This window comes from Flexithrix dorotheae DSM 6795, assembly GCF_000379765.1.
Classification (GTDB): Bacteria; Bacteroidota; Bacteroidia; order Cytophagales; family Flammeovirgaceae; genus Flexithrix; species Flexithrix dorotheae.
On the sequence record NZ_KB903509.1, the window covers coordinates 277242 to 296311 of the forward strand.

A 19070-nucleotide genomic window follows, 5' to 3' on the forward strand; every position below is an offset into this window, starting at 1 on the left:
ATGAATTCTACAGGAAAAGGATTTGCTGGAAATTACCAAATAGAATTTTGTGCAGGCAATTCATTCATATAAACCACTTGTGAATTAAGTTCTGTTCTGTCCACTCCGGTTACTTTAAAAAGCATTTCAAAATTCTCCGGCAAATAACCGAATTTTTCCCGAAGTAAAGTTTCATTCTGTTTAAGTAATTCCAGATCCGTAAAATTTTTGACAGCCTGCAATACCCCTGTGTCCTGAAATCCAGAAAACAGTATAATGGCATTATCATCTGGTCCTTTAAATTTAGCCACCAGTCCATAATCCGTATGAAAATCTACAGGATTGCCATCCTGCACATAGGAAATTTGATTACCCAGACTATCCAACCGCACCATTTGATTATTTTCTATGAAGTTCAACTGAGAACTTTTAAAATACTGTTCGAAAATCCCAAGGGTTTTAAGTAGCCCTACAAATACAATCTGTTGTCCATATAAGTCTTCCGAATTAAAGCGGGACATTACCCTCAAATTAAAATCCTTTTGATGGGTGAAAAATAAGGGGGAAATGTCTTTCATACAAAAAGCACTGCTTTTGATAAGCAAACTATAGGGCAATCGGGAAACGCTTCTTGTATAATCGGCCATGGTATCCAGAAAAGCATCCAATTCCAGGTCAGAATTTATGGACATATCTCTTATGGTTCTATTTCGGTTGGTCAGTTCATCCTGCTCGGCATAAACAAACAAATCCCCAAGCACTACCATTGTATTGTTCAGAGGATTAAGAAATGGTTCCCAAACACTATTCGAAGGAATAGCCATTTCCCCTAATGAATTTTTTGAGTTCTGACTACCCGAAAAATTGACCAGTATAATTGAAAATAGCACCACAATGATGATGATAAAAAGGAAGGAAAGTTTTTTCCAGGGAATTTGTTTGGCTACCTGAGTTTTTTCTTTGGCAGGAAGTACCTTCCATTCTACTCTGTAATTTCCTTTTGGAATAACAAGCTTTACCCGATCGTCCCTACCTTCAGTATCGTAATATTCCTTTAATTTCTTTCTCAGGTTGTAAATACTTACCCGCACAATCGTACTTTCTGCAGGATTAAACTCCGGACCTTTATCAAAAATTTCAATGGCAATTGTGGTCTCCTTGGGCACCTCATCCCTTAAAGAACAATCCACCAGATAAGCCAACAGATTTTGATAGTTTTTAGATAGTTTGAATGTTTCGCTTTGAATTACTCTTTCCGCAATTTCCCGATATTGTGCTTCTGTCATGATAAGGGCTAAGAAAGTCAATTTTCCTTATTTTCAGCAAATTAAGGCATACATTAACAGTTAAAAAACAGTTTTTAACTTTTTCCACGCTTTCCATTTCCTTAAATTTGGTAAAACACTTTTAGGAATTTAAGCACCGGTGCTCCACACCGGGTACTCCATACTGGGTACTCCATACTGGGTACTCCGTACTGGGTACTATTATTTCCGAGAAACAGCAATCTCTCTATCAGTCTTTTATGGCAAAATAATATACGGTTAATTTTGAATTACTACTTAATTTAAATAATCCCAAAGCAACTCAAGGCGACAAGTCCCGAAGGCTATCATAAATGTTAAAATTGAAAATGAAAATTAATTACACTCCTTTCCATAAAGAATTACTTCATATGTATCCATTTTTCCGGATAACATTTCTGCTTTTTTTAATTTCCAGCTGTGGTGTGGACAAACCTCAGGAAGTAGTGGAAGCAGAAAAAAATATCCCGGAAATTATTGATTTCAACTTTCACGTAAAACCTATTCTTTCCGACCGCTGTTTTGCCTGCCATGGTCCAGATAAAAATACCCAAAAAGCTGATTTGAGACTGGATAATGCAGCAGGAGCCTATGCAGCTTTAGCAGAAGCACCAGACCTTCGTGCCATCGTTCCGGGGAAACCAGGGAAAAGTGAGGTCTATCACAGGATTATTTCCAATGATCCGGAGAAAGTTATGCCTCCCAAAGAATCTAACCTAACGCTCACCCCTGAGGAAATCGCCATCCTTACAAGATGGATAGAACAGGGAGCTGAGTACAAGCCTCACTGGGCATTTATAAAACCAGAAAAACCAGCCCTTCCTGAACTTAAAGAGGTTAATCCAAACTGGAGAAATAGTGAAATTGATCAGTTTGTACTGGCAAAATTGCAAGAGAAAAATCTTTCTCCAAGTAAAGAAGCGGAGAAAAGCAGGCTTATCCGAAGAGTAACATTTGATTTAACAGGCCTGCCTCCCACAATTGAAGAAATTGATAATTTCCTATCAGACGAATCTCCGGATGCCTACGAAAAGCTGGTCAACCGGCTATTAAGCTCTCCACATTATGGAGAGCGGATGGCCATGGAATGGATGGATATATCCAGGTATGCCGATTCACATGGTTATTCGCAAGACGGATACCGCATGATGTGGCCCTGGCGGGATTGGGTAATTAATGCCTACAATCAGAATATGCCCTATTACAAATTTATTAGCTGGCAGATAGCCGGAGATTTGTTTCCAAATGCTACAAGAGAACAAAAACTGGCAACTGCTTTTCTCAGAAACCAAAAGTTGAATTCAGAAGGGGGAATCATACCAGAGGAGTTTATGGTGGAATATGCTGCTGACAGAACGAATACTGCAGGCACTGCCTTTATGGGTTTAACTATGGAATGTGCCCGTTGCCATGACCACAAATACGATCCAATCAGTCAGAAAAACTACTATGAACTTTTCGCCTTTTTCAACAATGTAAATGAAAGAGGACTTGTACAGAAAGATGGCAACTCAGGACCAACCGTTTTACTCACTAATGAAGAAATTGAAGCCCAATTGGTTTTTCTGGATCAAAACATAGAAAAAGCTTCCACAGAGTTAGAAAAATTCAAGAAAAACTTTAGACTTTCCCTCAATGAGGAAAAACTGATCAAAACCAGCCAGGTAAAACTTCCTCAACCTATTGCCTATTATCCTTTTGATATGGTTAAAAATAAATCAACCCCAAATCTGATTAACCCAAAACAATTAGCTGGAGTTTCTGAAAAAGCTATACTGGAAAAAGGGGTAAAAGGAAATGCAATTTCTTATAACCAGTATGAAAATATTGGTTTGGGGAAAATGGCCCATTTTGAAAGGCATACTCCATTTTCCTTTAGTTTCTGGGTAAAACCACTGGAAGCAGGAGAATATTTACCCATTATTTTTAAACTGGCAGGAAAAAATGAAGGCTTTTACGGCTATGAAATGTTATTAAAAAAAAATCAGCCTTCTATCAGATTGGTACATAAACTACCAGCCGACCAGATTCAGGTGACAACCAACAAAAAAATACCTGATGACGAATTCACCCAACTTATTTTTACTTATGATGGCTCAGGTAAAGCCAATGGAATTAATATTTATATCAATGGAGAAAAGGAAAATTTCACAGTAGAGTTTGACCAGCTTAAAAAATCACTTACTGATAATGGAAAGGAAAAAAACCTTTCGATAGGAGGAAAATTACAATTTGACCTTACCCGCTCCGGAACTGCCTTCATTGACGAATTGAAAATTTTTAATTTGGAACTTTCTCCTATTGAAGCAGCTCAAATTAATGCCAAAAAACTAACTGATTTACCTGAAGCTGATTGGGAAAAACATCACCTCATAAGGGAGACAGCAGGATATAAAAACCTTCAGGAAAAGCTTAGAACTGAAAGGCTGGCAAAATTCAGTTTACAGGATACTTTACCTGAGGTTATGGTAATGGAAGATTTAAAGCAACCTAAAAAATCATATATCCTGGAAAGAGGTGTTTATGATGCTCCGGGAGAAGAAGTCAGTCCGTCTACTCCAGCTGAAATTCTTCCTTTTGATGAATCACTTCCCAAAAACAGGCTGGGGTTGGCAAAATGGATTACCAACCCCGATAACCCACTTACAGCACGTGTGATTGTCAACCGAATTTGGATGCAGTTTTTCGGAACAGGAATAGTGGCTTCACCAGAAGATTTTGGAAGCCAAGGCGCTTTACCTACCCACCCGGAATTATTGGATTGGCTGGCAATAGAATTTATTGCATCGGGCTGGGACATGAAAAGTCTGATAAAAAAGATGGTGATGTCGGCTACATACCGTCAGTCCTCCCTTGCCCCAGGAAACTTGCTTAAAGATGATCCAGACAACCTTTGGCTTGCCAGAGGTCCAAGTTTCCGTTTATCCGCTGAAATGATTAGGGATAATGCTCTTGCTGCCAGCGGATTACTGATAAAAGATATTGGAGGCCCAAGTGTAAAACCATACCAGCCTAAAGGGCTTTGGTCTGAAAAAAATACTTTTAGTGTCACTTTAAGATATTATGTTCAGGATCACGGTGATAATCTCTATAAAAGGAGTCTGTACACATTCTGGCGGAGAACGTCTCCACCTCCATCCATGAATACTTTTGATGCACCCACCAGAAGTTTTTGCATTGTGAAAAGGCAAAGGACAAATACACCCTTACAATCTATGGTGTTACTCAATGATCCGCAATTTATTGAAGCATCGAGAAAACTGGCTGAGAGGGCGATTATCGAAGGGGGAAATTCTACGGAAGATAAAATCAATCATGCTTTCAGGCTGCTTACTAGCAGGTTTCCAGATGAAAAAGAATTGGAACTCTTGACAGCAATTTATAATGAGGAATATTTGCATTTCAGCGAGAACCCTGCAGACATTGATGAATTACTGGCAGTGGGGGAATCTCCATTTAACAAAAACCTGGATAAAGCGGAAATTGGCGCCTTTACTATCGTAGGAAACGCCATCATGAATTTCGAAGATTCTTTCGTAAAACGCTAAAACAAGCATGCTGCTTGACCCAATTATTGAGAATTTTCATTTATTCAAAATAGTGTTTGTGGCAAATTTGAATAGATTTTGAGGACTATTTATAGCGTAAAGATCTTCCCCGCAATGGAATTGTTGTGCTTAAAAATGGTTTTCAGCATCTCGCTAAATTCACCGACTATTAAAATAAAAAAGTATTAAATTAAGAAAATGAAAGAACATTATTTACCCAGAAGACATTTCCTCACCAAAACCAGCCTTGGACTAGGGGCATTGGCATTTGGCTCCTTATTTAAACCGGGAATTCTACAGGGAAAATCCCCTTCTGGTACCCGGGGGTTTTTGGATAAACCTCACTTTGCACCCAAGGTAAAAAGGATAATTTACCTTTTTCAAAGTGGCGGGCCTTCCCAGATGGAATTATTCGATTATAAACCCTTATTAAATAAAAAAAATGGTGAGGAACTTCCGGATTCTATAAGACAGGGACAACGAATTACCGGAATGACAGCAGGACAGGAATCATTTCCCCTTGCAGGCGCTCAGTTTGATTTTGCCCGTCACGGTAAAAGTGGTGCTTATGTAAGTGAACTGATGCCCTACACCTCCAAAATTGTGGATGAGCTTTGTTTTATCAAATCTATGCATACAGAGGCGATTAATCATGACCCGGCCATTACCTTTTTCCAAACAGGTTCTCAGCAACCGGGACGGCCTTGTATTGGTTCATGGTTAAGTTACGGACTTGGTTCAGACAATGAAAATCTTCCTGCTTTCAGTGTATTACTTTCCAGAGGGAGTGGCAGAAAATCGGCTCAGCCACTTTATTCCCGTTTGTGGGGAAATGGTTTTTTACCCTCACTCCATCAGGGGGTTCAATTCCGATCGGGTAAAGATCCTGTGCTTTATCTTAACAATCCTCCCGGAATTAAACCGGAAAACAGAAGAAGGATGCTTGACAAACTGGGACAGATGTATCAAAATCAATTTGAAAAATTTGGCGATCCGGAAATACAATCCAGGCTGGCTCAATATGAAATGTCATACAGAATGCAAACCTCAGTTCCGGAAACCATGGACATTTCCAATGAACCAGATTATATTTTTAAACTATATGGGGAAGATGCCAGAATTCCCGGAACTTATGCGGCCAACTGTTTGCTGGCAAGAAGACTGGCAGAAAGAGATGTTAAGTTTATTCAATTATATCATGTCGGCTGGGATCAGCACAATAATCTCCCTGATCAAATTAAAGGGCAATGTAAGGATGTGGATCAGGCTTCCTCAGCCTTGATATTAGACTTAAAACAAAGAGGCCTGTTAGAAGATACACTTGTAGTTTGGGGTGGGGAGTTTGGAAGGACTAATTATTCTCAGGGAAAACTGGAAAAAGGAAATTATGGCCGCGATCACCACCCCAGGTGTTTTACCATATGGATGGCAGGTGCGGGAATTAAAAAAGGAATTACCTACGGGCAGACCGATGAATTTGGATACAACATTGTGAAAGATCCGGTACATGTGCATGATTTTCAGGCCACAATGTTACATTTACTCGGTCTTGATCACGAAAAATTAACATTTAAACACCAGGGAAGAAGATACCGATTAACAGATGTGCATGGAAGCCTGATAAAACCAATTTTGGCTTAGGCGATCATTAAAGTTTAATTACCATCCCAATCCAAAAGGTTGTCATTTAAAAAAAATGGCAACCTTTTTTTATTTGCCTTCTCTTCTCCAGACTGGATTTTCAAGCCTTGATTTAATCCTATCATGTATTTCTTATTTACAAAAAAAACCGCTCTCTAACAAATTTTGAACCAATAATTTAAAAAATAAAAAAATAGTTGAATCTAAAATTGTTTTCTGAGGGTTATCTTCTTAAAATAGCAGTTGAATTCAATTTTCTATCAGAAGTTGAATCCTGGAATGAAGTTAATTCGTATGTTCCAGGTGACTTTTTTAAGTAAAAAACAATTATTAACGAATATCAATAATTATTAAGCAGTCGTTTGAATCGCAAACAGCTAAAAAAACTATAGAAAGTGCTTTAGAGTTCGAGACACTTAAAATTTTCTCTTATGCAGAAGTTAAACCTAACGCAAACCTTAACCCAGAAATTATCGCCTCAACAGATTCAGTTTATCAAGTTGTTGCAGGTGCCAACTATGGAGTTAGCGGCAAGGATTGAAGAGGAACTTGAAGCCAACCCGGTATTGGAGGAAGGTCGTGAAGAAGATGACCAGGATGAAATCAATGCAGGAGATGATACAAGTTCCGATATTGATGATAAAGATGAATTTGATGATGATTTTGATGATATTGGAGACCCGGTAGAGGAAATAAACCTGGATGAATATATTAACAATGATGACATTAGTGGATATAAAATGTACGGGGATGGCCCTGCCACTGAGGATGATAAGGAAATTCCTATTCCTATGATGTCAAGCCTCACTGATGCCCTGATGGCTCAGTTGGGATACCTTAATCTTTCGGATAAAGAACATGCCATTGGAGAGCAAATTATTGGAAGTATAGACAATGATGGCTATGTAAGAAGAGAATTAGAAGCTATGGTAAATGACCTGGCCTTCTTACAAAACATTGAAACATCCGAGGAAGAAGTAGAGCAGGTTTTAAAAAGGATACAAACCTTTGAACCACCGGGAATTGCCGCAAGAGATTTGCAGGAATGTCTTTATCTTCAATTACAGAAAAAAGACAGGAAGGATTCTCTTGTAGTTGTAGCCATAAAAGTGGTAATGCTTTGCTTTGAAGAGTTTAAGAAAAAGCATTATATCAAAATCCAGAAAAAATTAAACATTACGGAAGAGCAGCTTAGAGGTGCTGTGAATATGATCATCAAACTAAATCCCAAACCCGGAGGATATACCAACACGTTTGTAAAATCACAATACCTTACTCCTGACTTTCTGCTTAAAGAAGTAAATGGAAAATTGGAGGTCGCTTTAAATTCTAAAAATGCTCCTGAATTAAAAATCAGCCGATCTTATGCTGATATGCTGGATACTTATGATAAGAGTAATAAAAAGGATAAAAAAATAAAGCAAACGGTATCTTTTGTAAAACAAAAGCTGGATGCAGCCAAATGGTTTATTGATGCGATAAAACAAAGACAGGAAACATTGCTCAAAACTATGAGGTCAATAGTAAATTATCAGTCAGAATTCTTTTATACTGGTGACGAAAGCAAGCTTAAACCAATGATTCTGAAGGATATAGCCAATGAAATTAACATGGATATTTCTACAGTTTCCAGGGTAGCAAACAGCAAATCCATTCAGACTGATTTTGGCTTGTTTCCCTTAAAGTTCTTCTTTTCTGAAAGTATTTCCACCGACTCTGGTGAAGATGTAAGTAGCAAGGAAGTTAAATATATCCTTAAAACCATTATTGAAGGTGAAGACAAGCGCAAACCATTATCTGACGATAAATTGGAAAAAATGCTTAATGACAAAGGCTATAATATTGCCAGAAGGACTGTTGCTAAATACCGTGAACAACTCAATATTCCTGTGGCCAGATTGAGAAAGGAAATATAGTTTTCCCCTGGTTCAGCATTTTTGAGAAGAAGGTTTGAAAATTCAAAATTCAGACCTTTTTCTTTTTTAAAAGTTTAGAAAATCACAAATTCAAATTTTTTCGCATTGGATAAAAAAATCGCCACTACCCTCTCCTACCTGTTCCATCCACTGCTGATGCCATCTCTCAGTTTTTTAATTGTTTTATTTTTGGCAGATGCCTCTCTGGCACTCAGTTTTAATGAAAAAACAAGAGTACTGATTCTGATATTTCTGGGCACTTTTATTTTTCCGGCCTTAAGCCTATTACTGATTTACGCTTCTTCTTTGTCCCAAAACTTAAAAATTGACAGTCGTTTTGAAAAACTATTTCCTTTTGTAATGGTCACCATTTTTTACACTATGGTGACTTACACTTTTGTAGAAAAGCAGGGGGTGAGTAATTTACTTAATAGTATGATTATCGGAATCACATTTACAGTTGCTTTTTCCACTATGCTTTCTATTTTTTATAATATCAGCATCCATGTGAGTGGGATTTTTGGGGTATTAGGTATTTTATTCGCTATTAATATTTTTACTGATAGCCATAACCTGCTTTATCCTATTTTAGCGCTGATCATAGTTGGGGGTAGTCTGGCATCGGCTAGACTTTCATTGCAACACAATGACCCAAAGGAAATTTTTCTTAGTGGTGTCATGGCTTTCTCTGTATGTTTTTTGTCTGTTTATATTTTAGTTTAGCCTCCATAATCCTTAAAAGGCAGGTTTAGATTAAAAAAAAGCTTTTCCTTTCCACCATTTTTAGCATTGCTTCGTTATTCACTTTTACCTGCTTACACAAGCATTAATTTTTTAGTTTTTCACAAAGTTTTTGGGGAAGAAAATACACTTTAAAGCTTATTGCCCATAAAATCCGGATGTTCCAGCAGTTTAGAACCATAGCAATTGTTCTTATCTTTTTTGTATCAGGAATGGCACTGGCAACTACAGTGTTTTTTTTCAATACAAATTACCAGGAATTTTCGGATACAATTATCATTCTCTATAACCTGCATGAAAAAGCCACAATTTTCAGGTCACAATACCTTACAGAATTTAGGTTTGAAGTTTTAAAATACATTCTTATTGGGGTTTCATTAATTATTCCCCTTGTCGGTTTTTACATATACCTGTATTTGGAAATCATCTATTTTTCCTTAAAACAGATATATTTTTTCCTTAGAAATCTGGTCATTCATCTTTACGAAACCTTAGATGCGCTTTCCCCATTTGAAAAAAACCTGGCCATCGTAGCCTTCACCATCATTTCCATTTCCAGGCTTTATTTCTCTTTTGCCTATCCCATCCACATTGATGAAGCCTTTTCCTATGTATTTTTAGTAGACAAAGGTTTTTTTGTTACCCTGTTTTATTACCCGGGCCCAAATAACCATGTGCTTTACCTGCTTTTATGCGGCCTGGCGGATCACCTTTTCTCGAATCCATGGGTTGCCATGCGGCTACCCGTATTACTGATAAGCACAATCACTACAATTCTAATTTTCACACTGGTAAAATATTATTCTAATTTTAGAATAGCGTTTTGGGGCTCCTTACTTTTTTCTCTCTCAGAATATGGGCTTTTCTATGCGGTTCATGGAAGAGGATATTTTTTACTGTTGCTCATCCTTATTTTCTGCATACTGTCCTTATTTAAAATTGTGAAGGGTGGCTTCAAATATTATTATGCCATTTTTATCATTGCTTCAATTTTAGGATTTTTTACTATTCCTGTATTCATATTCCCATTTGCCAGCTTAATTACCTTTGGGTTAATCTACAGTTGGAAATTCGGCATAAAGCAAAAGGTTAGATGGATTTCAGTAGCCACTCTTATCGTAATTTTAGGAACAGGAGTTTGCTACACTCCAATTCTGATTGGGAGCGGTTGGACTGTACTTTTTCAAAATTCCTGGGTAGCTTCTTTAAGCTGGGAAGAATTCATCTTGAAAATACCTGGTTATCTGGCAGAATCCGCCAGTGCTTTTTATAGCATGGATTATTTAGGAGTAATATTCAGACTGATCAATCTTGGCTTTTGGGCATTTGTATTTTACAAACCGGAATTCTTCAGTGCAAAAGGCTGGTGCAGCCGGGAAAGCTTAAAAATGTTAAGTCTTTTAATGCTTTGTTTTTATGTGATTCCCTTTCCCATTTTATTGGTTAAAAAAGTTTTACCTTTCTTCCGAATCTGGTTATATTTAGGTCTGCTTGAATATTTCGGATTAGTAACAGCCATTTTCCTGATCACAAAGAAATACAAAGTGGAATCTTTGCAAAAGACTACCTGGACATTAATTCCTGCAATTGTCTATACCCTATTTTTCTTAACATTTTTACAGTTGGAAATTTTAAAACCAACCCCTTACCGTCAATATCCAAAACTTGTAGATTATGTACTCAGAAAAAAAGCTAACCGGGTTTTTGTTACCGAGGATTTATACAATGTATTTTTAAGATATGAAGGTTTAAAATATCAAAAACACCTTACCATCCATGTAACGAACCCTTTCCCGGGAAATCGATATGACTTCATCATTACCAAAAAGAAGGAATCCTTTCCAACTACAGTAGATCAGAAAAGTTATGAAGCCTTCTATGAAGATGATTATGTGAAAGCTTTTGAGAAAAAATGGTAACTGTCTCTTTTTTAAACTTCCTTTTTTATCCAAACAGTGAGAAAAACCTGCAATAAAGCCAGGCTTTATTCCCAATTCATTATTATTTTTTGTCTAGTACCTTGTTTTACACAACACTAAAATTGACCGTTCATCTTATTTCTTTATATTAGTGTCAATTTTTAGCAACTTTTTCAGCTTTTTCACTTACATATAACCAAATCAATATTAAAAAAAATGAGCAAATTAGTAAAATCAAATTATAATAAAGTATTAACCGGAGTTTGTGGAGGAATAGGCAACTTCCTGAATATAGATCCGACTATAGTGCGGGTAGCTTTTGCCGTAAGTTCATTTTTCTTTGGGGTTTCAATTTTAATCTACATTGCCCTTGCATTCATTATTCCAAGCGAATATTAAGCTTCCCAATTTTATTTCTGAAAATCATGCTGTAATATTGCCCAATTATTCCCACTTGCACAATTGGTGGGAATAAACAGGCAAAGATTTTTTCACCGACCAATAAAGGTCTGAAGCACTTGTGCTCAAAAATTTAATATTACCCATGAAATTATTAGAAGGAAAAAATGTACTTATAACTGGTGCATCAAAAGGAATAGGAAAGGCTATTGCCCTTAAGTGTGCTGAAGCTGGAGCCAATGTTGGATTTACTTATTTATCTAGCGTAGAGAAAGGTGAGGCACTTGAAAAAGAGCTGGAAGGACTTGGTGTAAAAGCAAAAGGATTCAGGTCTGATGCTTCAGATTATGCAGCAGCTGAGAAATTAGTAGCAGATTTTGTAGCTGAATTTTCTTCTCTGGATGCCCTAATCAATAATGCCGGCATTACCAAGGATGGCCTTCTAATGAGAATGAGTGAGGAGCAATTTGATGCGGTAATTGGAATTAACCTGAAATCAGTGTTTAACCTTACCAAAGCTTCCTGCAGAACATTAATGAAGCAGAAATCAGGGTCTATTATCAACATGAGTTCTGTGGTAGGTGTGAGAGGAAATGCCGGGCAAGCGAATTATGCAGCATCCAAAGCAGGGATTATTGGATTTACCAAATCGGTGGCACTGGAAATAGGTTCCAGAGGAATTAGAGCTAACGTAATTGCACCAGGTTTCATTGAAACGGAAATGACAGGGCAATTGGATCAGAAAGTTGTAGCAGAATGGAAAGAGGGCATTCCTTTGAAAAGAGCAGGTTCTCCAGAGGAAGTAGCAGATTTAGCTATTTTCCTTGCTTCAGATATGTCAAAATACATCACGGGGCAGGTTATTGAAATTAACGGTGGTATGAACACCTGATAATATTCCTCTTCAAAACAAAAAAGGTTGATCAAATGAAATGCTCAACCTTTTTTGTTTTCTTATTTTAAATAACACTACTTCAGAATATCATCTCTATCCCTCAACTTCTTATCATCCACAGTTTTATTTAAAAATTTATTGAGTTCATCAATAGAAAAAGTAGACTCAATTTCCCCCGATTTATTTACGGTAATATTGAATCCTTCCAAATCTTTATGAACTTTAGGTTTTCTTGTTCTTTTTGACTTCATCGTGGAGTGGTTATATTAAAATTTCAATACTGATTTTTCTATTATTTTTTATTCACAATCATATGTATAAACATATAATTTCAATTGAATGTTCATTTTCCATATTTCAAAAATGTTGATTTAACATTAAAATTAATGTCCGTTACCTGACAAACTCTTAAAAAAACAGGTGAAATATCCGGCAAAAAAGAATTGAGTAATTTAATCCACAGTTTGTGGAAAAAATCTGCAATCCGAATCCAGAACTACTACAAATTTTTCTTCTTTCCCCTGTATTATCTTAAAAACCAAGTTCGCCCAAACAGCACAATCAATTCATTTTCAAATACTTAAACACCACCCTTCAAAAAAACCCATTCTATTTGGGTAAATAATGGTATAAAATTTAGAACTAAAACTTTACCATCATAACATTTTTTATCGGGCATGAACAGGAAAATTACAACTTTCTTTAAGCTATTTTTACTCAAATTCAATTCCTTCAAATCCAAATCAGGAGAATATTTTAAGGGAAAAAGTATTTTTAAAAAAACTTCAGTTACCCTGGCAGGCATTTTCGGTTTAATATCTCTGGGCGTAATCACCCTATTCTTATTGGTATTCTTTGGTTTTTTCGGACCTCTGCCTTCCAAAGAGGAATTGAAAAAAGTAGAAAACGCCAACGCCTCAAAAATTTATGACGAAAATGGTCGCTTGTTGGGAAAGTACTACTTACAAAACCGCAGCAATGTCTCTTATGAAGCCATCCCAGATCATGTGAAAAATGCACTAATTGCTACCGAAGACGCCCGTTTTAATGAACATTCAGGTATAGACTTCAGAAGCCTTGCCAGGGTAGCGGTTAAAAATATTTTGATGGGACAGAGGAGCGCAGGAGGAGGAAGCACCATCACTCAGCAGCTGGCCAAAAATTTATTTCAGAGAGAAGAAAATGGAGCTTTTGGATTGGTGATTTCCAAATTTAAGGAAATGATTTTGGCCAGAAGATTTGAATCAATTTATGACAAAAACCAAATTATTACCCTTTACCTGAATACAGTACCTTTTGGCGAAAATACTTTTGGTATTGAGGAAGCTTCAAGATTGTATTTCAACAAACCTGCATCAGCAATTTCAATTGATGAGGGGGCCATCCTGGTGGGAATGCTTAAAGCCAATTATTACTTCAATCCAAGGTTATTCCCCGACAAATCCATGGAAAGGCGGAATACCGTATTTAGCCAAATGGAAAAATATGGATATTTAGATAGATTGAAACAGGATTCTCTTTCCTCCCTGCCTATCAAACTAGATTATACCCCTCCGCTCCACTCTGAAGGTTTGGCAACGTATTTTAGGGAAAATATCAGAAAGGAAGTAGAGGAAATTTGCAAAAACATAAAAGACGAAAATGGTGAACCCTATAATATCTATACTGACGGTTTGAAAATTTATACCAGCATAGATTTCAATATGCAAAAATATGCAGAAGAGGCGATCAACACCCATATTTCCGAGCTTCAAAAAACCTTTCAAAATGACTGGAACGGCTCATTTCCCTGGTCAAAAAGCCCGGAACTTATCCAATTCCTAATTGAAAAATCTGAACGGTATGCTGCACATAAAAAACAAAAATTAGCTGAAGAGGAAATAGAAAAAATATTCAACACACCCCAAAAAATCTCAGTTTTTTCATGGGAAGGTGATCGGGAAGTGGAAATGAGTCCAAAAGATTCAATTCTATATTATTTAAACTTTTTACAAAGTGGCATGCTGGCTATGGAACCACAATCGGGCAAAATAAAAGCCTGGGTTGGGGGAATAAACCATAAATATTTTAAATACGACCATGTGAACTATCATACCAAAAGACAGGTAGGATCTGTTTTCAAACCCATCGTTTATGCCGCTGCACTTGAAAACGGATATAAACCTTGTGAGTACTATTCCAATAAAAAGGAAACTTACGAAGAGTATGATGACTGGTCGCCACGAAATGCCAATAATGAATATGAAGGATCTTATGCTCTCCATGGAGCGCTGGCTCACTCAGTAAATACAGTTTCTGTAAAGCTAATTTTAGATTCTGGAATTCCCAAAACTACTGCTCTGGCTCAAAAAATGGGCATCCAAAGTGAGCTGGATACCGTGCCAGCACTTGCCCTGGGAGCAGCCGATATTTCATTATTGGAAATGGTAACCGCTTACTGTGCTTTTGCAAATGGTGGCAAACGGGTAGAACCTACCTATTTATTAAAAATTGAAAACAGCAATGGGGAGATAATTTATGAACCAAAAGAATTAAAGCATAACGACAAAGTACTTTCATATGAAACAGCTCAGCTCATGACTCAGATGATGAAAGGGGTGGTAAATTATGGAACTGCCAATAGCCTGCGTACACAATATGGTTTGCAAAATGATATTGCAGGGAAAACAGGAACTACTCAAAACCATGCTGATGGCTGGTTTATCGGGATTACGCCCAAATTGGTTACGGGTGTATGGACTGGCGGAGAGTTCCCAAGTGTTCACTTCAGGTCCTTAAGAGCCGGGCAAGGAGCTAACTCAGCCTTACCAGCCTTTGGATTATTTTACCAAAAACTCAATCAAAATCCTGATTATAAATCCGTTTCATGGGCTAAATTCCCTCAGCCTTCAGAAGAAGTTATGGATCAGCTGGATTGCCCTGGATTCAAACCCAAGGAAGTCTTTCTTGAAAAAATCATGACTATTTTCTTCAAAAATGATAATTCACCAAAGAAAAAGGATAAACCTAAAAAGAAACTATTCAAACCCTCTACCTGGGGTAAGAAAAAGAATTAAGGCAAGAAAAAAACGCACCTGAAGATGAGTAAATCATTGATCTGGTGCGTTTTTTATTTATCTATTTTGAGGCTATTGACCCAATACAAAACGTGCATTAAATCCAAATCCCCCAGCATAAAAATCGGTATTTTCAACAAGCCAGAAGGTTGGGCGCCAATCAAAACCCAAAGCGATTGGGACTTCATTAAAATGATATTCAATTCCCACCTCCCCACTCAATCCAAAGCCGAAAGGATCATCAAATAATATGGATGGACCGGCTCCAACATACCAGTCAAATGCTTCTCCTCCAATTGGCCGGTACAAAAAATCCCAGAGCGCCTCAACCCCTACCCCATTTCCAAATGAAACATCGGCATGTATCCTGCTAAATTCCCCAATTGAAATTATTCCGTCAATAGCTACATTTCCACCTACAGCATCTCCAAAACGGGCTCCAATTTCCTGAGCACTTGCAAAATTGGCCAGACCTATGAATACTAAAAGTACAAATAATTTTTTCATTAGATTAGATTTAGATGATTCAAAATTGAAATCTAAATTTAATAATGCCAGTCCATATTGCAAGAGAAAATTTGGTTTATATTGAAGTGCCCAAAGCTAATAAGAAAAAGGATTTTATTGAAAATGAGCAGCCTTGTCTTAAAATCAATCAGATGCAGTAAATTTTAGAAGTGTTATTTCTGTCTGACTACATGCATATAAGGAGAGAAAAAAATGGGCGAATAGTGGGATTCGAACCCACGACCCTCGGATCCACAAACCGATACTCTAACCAACTGAGCTATATCCGCCATTTTTGAGAATGCAAATGTAGCAATCTCATTTTTATTTGCAAACTTTTTTAGCGTAAAAACTTCAATCTTTTTCCTAAAACTTTTTCATCCAGTTGTCCATCTCGATAGGCAACATGACCTGAAACTATTGTAAGGCTAATTTTCGACTGAAATTCATGGCCTTCAAAAGGAGACCATTTACATTTATATAAAATATTTTCTTTGCTTACCTTTTCTTTTTGCTTTAAATCTACCAAGACCAAATCGGCCCAGAATCCTTCCCTTATGAATCCTCTTTCCTTTATTTGAAATAATTTTGCTGGATTATGGCAGGCTTTCTCCACAATTTTTTCCAAAGAGATCTTTCCTGATTTATGGAAATCGATCAGCGCCTGTAAGGAATGTTGAACTAATGGTCCTCCGGAGGGTGCTTTAAAATAAGAATTGTTTTTTTCTTCCAGGGTATGGGGTGCATGATCGGTAGCAATTACGTCTATTTTATCATCTAAAACCGCCTGAAAAATGGCATCTCGGTCTTGTGCAGTTTTCACTGCAGGATTCCATTTAATATGCGTCCCTTTTTTATCATAATCCGCATCACTGAACCAAAGATGGTGCACACAAGCTTCGGAGGTGATTTTCTTTTCTTCCAGAGGCAGTGAATTATCAAATAGTTCCAGCTCCTTTGCAGTAGAGATGTGTAAAATATGCAGCCGGGTTCCATACTTTTTGGCTAACCCAACCGCCTGGGAGGAAGAAGCATAGCAGGCCTCCTCACTTCTGATTAAGGGATGATATTTGATGGGCAAATCCTCTCCGTACTTTGCTAAAAAATCTTTTTCGTTTTGTTTAATGATTGGTGTTTTTTCACAATGGGTAGCTATTAGCATATCAATTTGTGAAAAAATATTACTTAAAACCACTTCATCATCTACCAGCATATTTCCGGTAGACGACCCCATGAATACCTTTACCCCACAAACTGTATTTTTATCGACCTTTTTGAGCTCTTCCAGATTATCATTGGACCCTCCCATAAAAAAGGAATAGTTGGCTAGAGAACTTTTTGAAGCAATTGCATATTTATCCTCTAATAATTCAACTGTTGTGGCATTAGGAACTGTATTCGGCATTTCCATAAACGAAGTAACTCCTCCGGCTACAGCAGCCCTTGATTCCGTATAAATATTACCCTTATGCGTTAATCCTGGTTCCCGGAAATGAACCTGGTCATCAATAAGGCCTGGCAATAAATATTTTCCATCAGCATCAATTATTTCTTCTGCCTCCTCCCCCGAAAGGTTTTTATCGATTTTCTGGATAAATCCGTCTTTAATCAAAACATCCCCCTGAATTATACTTCCTTCATTTACAATATTGGCATTTAGTATCAAAATTGACTTCATTGTTCATCTGTTTTTTATTCACGCAAAGAGGAGATTTCCTCCCATCATTTTATGCCAATATAAAACAATGAAAAGAATTTATCAGATTTAAAATAAAAAAAGCTAACCCGGTAAGGAGTTAGCTTTTTTTCAATGATAGAATTGGCTTATAACAAGTCCAGGAATTTATGGATTATACTTTGGTTTTTCTTAGTTACTTTCTCTTTATATTTTTGTTCCCCAACCACCTCAAAAAGTGCTCGGCCAACAGATTCGGACTCTATTATAGTTTGATAAACCGGTTTGGAAATGTTTTTGAAGACCTTTTTCTTCCCTTTCCATTTCCCTTTTTTAAACTTTACCTCCAGTTCTTTTCCCTGTTCAGAATATCGCATATATTCTAATACAGTAGACCGGTTGGTAAGGTCCTTTTCTAGAATAAATTCCATAGCTCTAATTCGTATAAAATGTCAGTTAGTATTCTAGAAACGACAAATTCACCCTATAGTATTAGGATTATCCAATAACATCTGTTAATAATCTAATTAATGACCAGTCTTGGGCAGAAATAGCAACCTTGTTACCTTCTGTTGTCTTCATTTTCCAGAATACTCAGGTAACTAAAATACCGGCTTTGGACCAGTTCATCCTCCTCCACAGCCTTTATTACAGCACATCCTGGTTCATGCACATGAGTACAATTATAAAATTTACAATTGGCAGTTAACTCCCGAATTTCCGGAAAATAAAACCCAAGTTCATTTTCTTCCAGGTCGATTATTCCCAGTTCTTTTATACCAGGCGTATCAATCAGAAAAGTATCCTCATCCAGTCGAAACATTTCGGCAAACGTTGTGGTATGTACTCCCTTATTGGCAAAATCAGAAATCTCGGAGGTTCTTTGTTGAGCATCCGGAATCATTTGATTAATGATGGTAGATTTTCCTACTCCTGAATGACCCGCAATCAGGTTTTTTTTCCCCTTTAATATTTTTTGAAGTCGGGATAAATCGGTCCCTTCCAAAGCCGATATCAAGATACATTGATAGCCAAGTTCGGTATATAAACTTTCCAGGGCTTTCTGGTATTCCAGATCTTCGTCAGAAAGCAGATCAGCTTTATTAAAAACGATTAAGACAGGCACCTGAAATGACTCAGCAGAAACCAGAAATCTATCCAAAAATCCCAAAGAAGTTTTGGGCTCTTTTAAAGTGAAAATAATAATTGCCAAATCAATATTGGCAGCAATAATTTGGGAATCCCATTTCTTATGGGTGGATTGTCGGATGATATAATTACTCCTGTCATGGATTTCTTTGATTAAAGCGGAATCCTCCTCGCCTTTTTCCATTTCAAAATCCACATAGTCTCCAACAGCAATAGGATTAGTTCTTTTAAAACCTTTCAGTTTTAATTTCCCTCTCAACCGTCCTTTAATTACCTTGTTATTGTCATCCAGTATATCATACCATGACCCTGTAGATCTTATAATTAATCCTTTTTTCAAG

Annotated in this window: 14 protein-coding genes and 1 tRNA gene; 8 read left to right on the forward strand and 7 right to left on the reverse strand. The window is 37.0% G+C overall.

What is annotated here, in order from left to right; genetic code table 11:
- Positions 1-32 precede the first annotated feature (32 nt).
- Positions 33-1286, reverse strand: coding sequence for a hypothetical protein (locus tag A3EM_RS46780; protein ID WP_169513467.1), 1254 nt, complete (start codon positions 1284-1286; stop codon positions 33-35).
- Positions 1287-1612: 326 nt separating this feature from the next.
- Here A3EM_RS46780 and A3EM_RS0138895 point away from each other — a divergent pair, with 326 nt between their 5' ends.
- From A3EM_RS0138895 to fabG, 7 genes are all read left to right on the forward strand, one after another.
- Entirely contained in the window at positions 1613-4831 is a 3219-nt protein-coding gene (locus A3EM_RS0138895) for a DUF1553 domain-containing protein (RefSeq protein ID WP_020533655.1), read from the forward strand.
- A gap of 198 nt (positions 4832-5029) precedes the next feature.
- Complete coding sequence (locus A3EM_RS0138900; RefSeq protein WP_020533656.1) at positions 5030-6472, forward strand: DUF1501 domain-containing protein; 1443 nt, start codon at positions 5030-5032, stop codon at positions 6470-6472.
- A 431-nt stretch (positions 6473-6903) separates the two neighbouring features.
- Complete coding sequence (gene rpoN / locus A3EM_RS0138910; protein WP_020533658.1) at positions 6904-8388, forward strand: RNA polymerase factor sigma-54; 1485 nt, start codon at positions 6904-6906, stop codon at positions 8386-8388.
- Positions 8389-8493: 105 nt separating this feature from the next.
- Entirely contained in the window at positions 8494-9111 is a 618-nt protein-coding gene (locus tag A3EM_RS0138915) for a hypothetical protein (protein ID WP_020533659.1), read from the forward strand.
- Positions 9112-9287: 176 nt separating this feature from the next.
- Positions 9288-11048, forward strand: coding sequence for a hypothetical protein (locus A3EM_RS0138920; RefSeq protein ID WP_020533660.1), 1761 nt, complete (start codon positions 9288-9290; stop codon positions 11046-11048).
- Positions 11049-11264: 216 nt separating this feature from the next.
- Positions 11265-11447: a PspC domain-containing protein gene (locus tag A3EM_RS0138925; RefSeq protein ID WP_020533661.1), complete on the forward strand. Its 183-nt coding sequence runs from the start codon at positions 11265-11267 to the stop codon at positions 11445-11447.
- Positions 11448-11592: 145 nt separating this feature from the next.
- Entirely contained in the window at positions 11593-12339 is a 747-nt protein-coding gene (fabG, locus tag A3EM_RS0138935) for a 3-oxoacyl-[acyl-carrier-protein] reductase (protein WP_020533663.1), read from the forward strand.
- 77 nt (positions 12340-12416) lie between these two features.
- On the opposite strand, the gene A3EM_RS48030 is transcribed toward fabG, so the two are convergent.
- Positions 12417-12593, reverse strand: a complete 177-nt coding sequence (locus A3EM_RS48030) for a hypothetical protein (RefSeq protein WP_020533664.1) — start codon at positions 12591-12593, stop codon at positions 12417-12419.
- 426 nt (positions 12594-13019) lie between these two features.
- Here A3EM_RS48030 and A3EM_RS0138950 point away from each other — a divergent pair, with 426 nt between their 5' ends.
- Positions 13020-15398: a penicillin-binding protein 1A gene (locus tag A3EM_RS0138950; protein ID WP_020533666.1), complete on the forward strand. Its 2379-nt coding sequence runs from the start codon at positions 13020-13022 to the stop codon at positions 15396-15398.
- Between the two features lie 72 nt (positions 15399-15470).
- Here A3EM_RS0138950 and A3EM_RS0138955 read toward each other — a convergent pair whose 3' ends face one another.
- From A3EM_RS0138955 to rsgA, 5 genes are all read right to left on the reverse strand, one after another.
- A complete protein-coding gene (locus A3EM_RS0138955; RefSeq protein ID WP_020533667.1) occupies positions 15471-15905 on the reverse strand; it encodes a hypothetical protein in 435 nt (144 codons plus the stop codon).
- Positions 15906-16121: 216 nt separating this feature from the next.
- Positions 16122-16195 (reverse strand) — tRNA-His (locus A3EM_RS0138965).
- A 50-nt stretch (positions 16196-16245) separates the two neighbouring features.
- The gene (locus A3EM_RS0138970) at positions 16246-17583 is read right to left on the reverse strand and encodes a dihydroorotase (protein WP_020533669.1); all 1338 of its coding nucleotides are present in this window, start codon (positions 17581-17583) and stop codon (positions 16246-16248) included.
- A gap of 146 nt (positions 17584-17729) precedes the next feature.
- Positions 17730-18011, reverse strand: coding sequence for a KTSC domain-containing protein (locus A3EM_RS0138975; protein WP_020533670.1), 282 nt, complete (start codon positions 18009-18011; stop codon positions 17730-17732).
- 131 nt (positions 18012-18142) lie between these two features.
- Positions 18143-19069: a ribosome small subunit-dependent GTPase A gene (gene rsgA, locus A3EM_RS0138980; RefSeq protein WP_020533671.1), complete on the reverse strand. Its 927-nt coding sequence runs from the start codon at positions 19067-19069 to the stop codon at positions 18143-18145.
- Position 19070 lies beyond the last annotated feature (1 nt).

Bases quoted from the DNA above. Each gene is read 5' to 3' on its own strand.
- A3EM_RS0138895 (WP_020533655.1), top strand. From the start codon at position 1,613: ATGAAAATTAATTACACTCCTTTCCATAAAGAATTACTTCATATGTAT.
- A3EM_RS0138900 (WP_020533656.1), top strand. From the start codon at position 5,030: ATGAAAGAACATTATTTACCCAGAAGACATTTCCTCACCAAAACCAGC.
- rpoN (WP_020533658.1), top strand. From the start codon at position 6,904: ATGCAGAAGTTAAACCTAACGCAAACCTTAACCCAGAAATTATCGCCT.
- A3EM_RS0138920 (WP_020533660.1), top strand. From the start codon at position 9,288: ATGTTCCAGCAGTTTAGAACCATAGCAATTGTTCTTATCTTTTTTGTA.
- A3EM_RS0138925 (WP_020533661.1), top strand. From the start codon at position 11,265: ATGAGCAAATTAGTAAAATCAAATTATAATAAAGTATTAACCGGAGTT.
- fabG (WP_020533663.1), top strand. From the start codon at position 11,593: ATGAAATTATTAGAAGGAAAAAATGTACTTATAACTGGTGCATCAAAA.
- A3EM_RS48030 (WP_020533664.1), bottom strand. From the start codon at position 12,593: ATGAAGTCAAAAAGAACAAGAAAACCTAAAGTTCATAAAGATTTGGAA.
- A3EM_RS0138950 (WP_020533666.1), top strand. From the start codon at position 13,020: ATGAACAGGAAAATTACAACTTTCTTTAAGCTATTTTTACTCAAATTC.
- A3EM_RS0138955 (WP_020533667.1), bottom strand. From the start codon at position 15,905: ATGAAAAAATTATTTGTACTTTTAGTATTCATAGGTCTGGCCAATTTT.
- A3EM_RS0138970 (WP_020533669.1), bottom strand. From the start codon at position 17,583: ATGAAGTCAATTTTGATACTAAATGCCAATATTGTAAATGAAGGAAGT.
- A3EM_RS0138975 (WP_020533670.1), bottom strand. From the start codon at position 18,011: ATGGAATTTATTCTAGAAAAGGACCTTACCAACCGGTCTACTGTATTA.